Genomic DNA, 3217 nt, shown 5'->3' with positions numbered 1-3217 from the left:
GAACCACCTGATCCCATCCCGAACTCAGCAGTGAAACGATGCATCGCCGATGGTAGTGTGGGGTTTCCCCATGTGAGAGTAGGTCATCGTCAAGATTAAATTCCGAAACCCCAATTGCGAAAGCAGTTGGGGTTTTGTTTTGCCTGCGAAAAAGTTGATTCCGGAATCTTACGATTTCTATGCAACGGCTCGGGGCATGGCTATCATGCGGGCCTCATTGTGAGGCGATACTTGCATGCTGACGTTGTTAAAGCTCCTGAAGGACGGTCGTTTCCACTCCGGCCAAGCGCTGGGCGCCGCTCTAGGTATTAGTCGCAGCGCTGTGTGGAAGCAGCTCCAGCACCTTGAGGCTGAGTTGGGGCTTTCTATTCACAAAGTGCGTGGCCGTGGTTATCAATTGAGCGCGCCGTTGACTCTGCTCAACTCCGCGGAGATCGCTGAGCATTCACCTGCTTGCGATTGGCCCGTGCTGGTCTTTGAATCGATTGATTCCACCAACGCTGAAGCTTTGCGCTCTATTGAGCGCGGATTGGCTGCGCCATTTCTTGTACTTGCAGAGCGACAAACTGCCGGTCGCGGCCGACGCGGGCGCAAGTGGGTGAGCCCGTTTGCCGAAAATGTCTACTATAGCCTCGTGCTGCGAATCGATGGCGGCATGCGCCAGCTTGAGGGGCTTAGCCTGGTCGTCGGTCTTGCCGTGATGCAAACACTGCGCGATCTGGGCATTGCCGGGGCTGGTTTGAAGTGGCCTAACGATGTCCTGGTGGGTGAGAAGAAAATCGCTGGCATATTGTTGGAGTTGGTTGGGGATCCTGCGGATGTGTGTCATGTCGTTCTGGGTGTGGGAATCAATGTCAATATGCAGATCGCTGATGAGGTTGATCAGCAGTGGACCTCTATGCGTCTCGAAGCGGGTAAGGCGTTCGATCGTAATCTTCTAGTGGCGCGTTTGGGGATTGTTCTCCAGGGGTATCTGAGTCGTCATCAGTTGGCGGGGTTTTCCGCGCTTCGGGCGGAGTGGGAGCAAGGCCACCTATGGCAGGGGCGTGCAGTTTCGCTGATTGCTGGAGTGAGCCGGATTGATGGTGAGGTGATAGGGATTGATGGCCAGGGTGCATTGCGTTTGAACGTGGGCGGCGTAGAAAAAGTGTTTAGTGGTGGTGAGCTAAGTCTGAGGTTGCGCAATGATTCTTGAGCTCGACTGCGGGAATAGCTTTATCAAATGGCGCGTGCTGCACGCAGATGCGGCGCGGTTGGTTGCTGAGGGGGTTGTCGACTCGGACCTGGCTTTGTTGGAAAGCTTACGAGGCTGTGATGGTTTGAATCTCAAGCATTGTCGGCTGGTAAGTGTAAGAACCAATGAAGAGACCGCCGCACTAGTTTCCTTACTGGTCGATGCATTTGGTGTAGTGGTGTCCTGTGCGGCGCCGGCTCGTGAAATGTCTGGAGTCCGAAACGGTTACGAGGATTATCAGCGGCTGGGGCTCGATCGCTGGCTTGCGATGCTTGGCGCATTTCATCTCGCCTCGGGGGCTTGTCTGGTTCTCGATTTTGGTACTGCGCTTACCGCAGATTTTATTGCGGCGGATGGCGAGCACCTGGGAGGGTTCATTTGTCCCGGAATGCCCTTGATGCGTAACCAGTTGCGCACCCATACCCGGCGGATTCGCTATGACGATCTAGCGGCGTCCAGGGCGCTCGAGAGCTTTGAGCCAGGGCGAAATACGGTGGAGGCTGTCGAGCGTGGCTGTTCATTGATGTTGAGAGGGTTTGTCCTGACGCAGCTAGAGTTGGCGCGCAGCTATTGGGGGCAGGAGTTCTCGGTGTTCCTCACTGGTGGTGATGCGGGCCTGGTTTCTGGGGTTGTGCCAGAGGCGCGGGTAGTACCAGATCTCGTATTTGTAGGTTTGGCCATGGCGTGCCCATTGTCCTGAGGTTTTTATGCGCTGGTTGTTTCTGTTGTTGCTGGTCCTGAATGTCTTTTATTACGTTTGGCATCAGCAGGAGGCGCCCTTGCGTGCGAAGGACGTCACTCCGTTGAGTTTGTATAAAGGTTCGCAGCAGGACATTCGCCTGTTGAGTGAAACGCCTGATGCAGTAGCTGCGCATGACAAGGGTAAATTTGCGCAGGCGGATAACGGTTGTCTTTATTTGGGCGGTTTTGCTCGTCAGGAAACGGCGAAGGCGCTCGAGCAGCGATTGACTGCTCTCGATATCAAGGTTCAGCAGCTATCGGTTTCTCTTCCTGATTCTGTTGGATATTGGATGCGTGTGACCCCGGAAAGCCGGCGATTGGCTGACGATTCCGTATTGCAGAACCTTGCTAAAGAATTCAATGAGTTAAAACATAAAATAATGCCGTGCGAGGGGGTTGCAACTGCTGAATAGGTTGCATAGAATGGCGCCCGCTTCGCAGTGAAGACCTTTAACAGTCAGCAGTGCGAAGCGAGGTCAACGCAGCTAACCTCAGGTTTTTAATGAGAAAATGCTTGACAGAAGGCTGGCATGATGTAGAATGCCGGCTCGCTTAGGAGGGGTTCCCGAGCGGCCAAAGGGATCAGACTGTAAATCTGACGTCTACGACTTCGAAGGTTCGAATCCTTCCCCCTCCACCATTTTTAGCGTGAGCTGCAAGCTTACGCGGGTATAGTTTAGTGGTAGAACCTCAGCCTTCCAAGCTGATGATGCGGGTTCGATTCCCGCTACCCGCTCCAAGTTTGCAGGTTGTGCAAAGTGTTTCGCTCTTGTAGCTCAGTTGGTAGAGCACACCCTTGGTAAGGGTGAGGTCAGCGGTTCAAATCCGCTCAAGAGCTCCATATAACAAGGCAGATATGAAAATATCTGCCTTTGTTTTAATGGTCGGTATTGCTTGCTTAATTCTTCTGTTGAGGGTTATTTCGATGGCTAAGGAAAAGTTCGATCGTTCCCTGCCGCACGTCAATGTTGGCACCATTGGTCACGTTGACCACGGTAAAACCACTCTGACTGCTGCTCTGACTCGCGTCTGCTCCGAGGTTTTCGGTTCGGCTCGTGTTGACTTCGACAAGATCGACAGTGCACCAGAAGAAAAAGCTCGCGGTATCACCATCAACACCGCACACGTTGAGTACAACTCGAAGATCCGTCACTACGCTCACGTTGACTGCCCAGGTCACGCTGACTACGTGAAGAACATGATCACCGGTGCTGCTCAAATGGACGGCGCTATCCTGGTTTG

The 3217-nt window shown here is 53.5% G+C and carries 4 protein-coding genes, 3 tRNA genes and 1 rRNA gene; all 8 read left to right on the top strand.

Translation table 11 applies throughout. The annotated features are described in order from the left end of the window. Positions 1 to 95: ribosomal RNA gene (rrf, locus tag AC1DIG_RS29200) — 5S ribosomal RNA — on the top strand; the annotation flags it as partial. Positions 96 to 235: 140 nt separating this feature from the next. Then, positions 236 to 1195, top strand: a complete 960-nt coding sequence (gene birA, locus AC1DIG_RS29195; RefSeq protein ID WP_477770093.1) for a bifunctional biotin--[acetyl-CoA-carboxylase] ligase/biotin operon repressor BirA — start codon at positions 236 to 238, stop codon at positions 1193 to 1195. Beyond that, positions 1185 to 1934: a pantothenate kinase gene (locus tag AC1DIG_RS29190; RefSeq protein WP_477770092.1), complete on the top strand. Its 750-nt coding sequence runs from the start codon at positions 1185 to 1187 to the stop codon at positions 1932 to 1934. The genes birA and AC1DIG_RS29190 overlap by 11 nt, the downstream gene beginning before the upstream one ends. 7 nt (positions 1935 to 1941) lie before the next feature. Beyond that, entirely contained in the window at positions 1942 to 2388 is a 447-nt protein-coding gene (locus AC1DIG_RS29185; RefSeq protein ID WP_477770091.1) for a hypothetical protein, read from the top strand. Positions 2389 to 2530: 142 nt separating this feature from the next. After that, positions 2531 to 2615, top strand: a tRNA-Tyr gene (locus tag AC1DIG_RS29180). A 25-nt stretch (positions 2616 to 2640) separates the two neighbouring features. Further along, positions 2641 to 2714, top strand: a tRNA-Gly gene (locus AC1DIG_RS29175). Between the two features lie 26 nt (positions 2715 to 2740). Then, a tRNA-Thr gene (locus AC1DIG_RS29170) sits at positions 2741 to 2816 on the top strand. A gap of 84 nt (positions 2817 to 2900) precedes the next feature. Then, the coding region (locus AC1DIG_RS29165; RefSeq protein WP_477770056.1) for a GTP-binding protein at positions 2901 to 3217 on the top strand (317 nt) is incomplete at its 3' end.

Source organism: Pseudomonas sp. 05N431, from assembly GCF_056397005.1.
Note: the sequence above shows the minus strand (reverse complement) of the source record. Positions and strands in the feature narration are given on the sequence as shown.

Coding starts and splice junctions, on each gene's coding strand:
- birA (WP_477770093.1), top strand. CDS start 236: ATGCTGACGTTGTTAAAGCTCCTGAAGGACGGTCGTTTCCACTCCGGC.
- AC1DIG_RS29190 (WP_477770092.1), top strand. CDS start 1,185: ATGATTCTTGAGCTCGACTGCGGGAATAGCTTTATCAAATGGCGCGTG.
- AC1DIG_RS29185 (WP_477770091.1), top strand. CDS start 1,942: ATGCGCTGGTTGTTTCTGTTGTTGCTGGTCCTGAATGTCTTTTATTAC.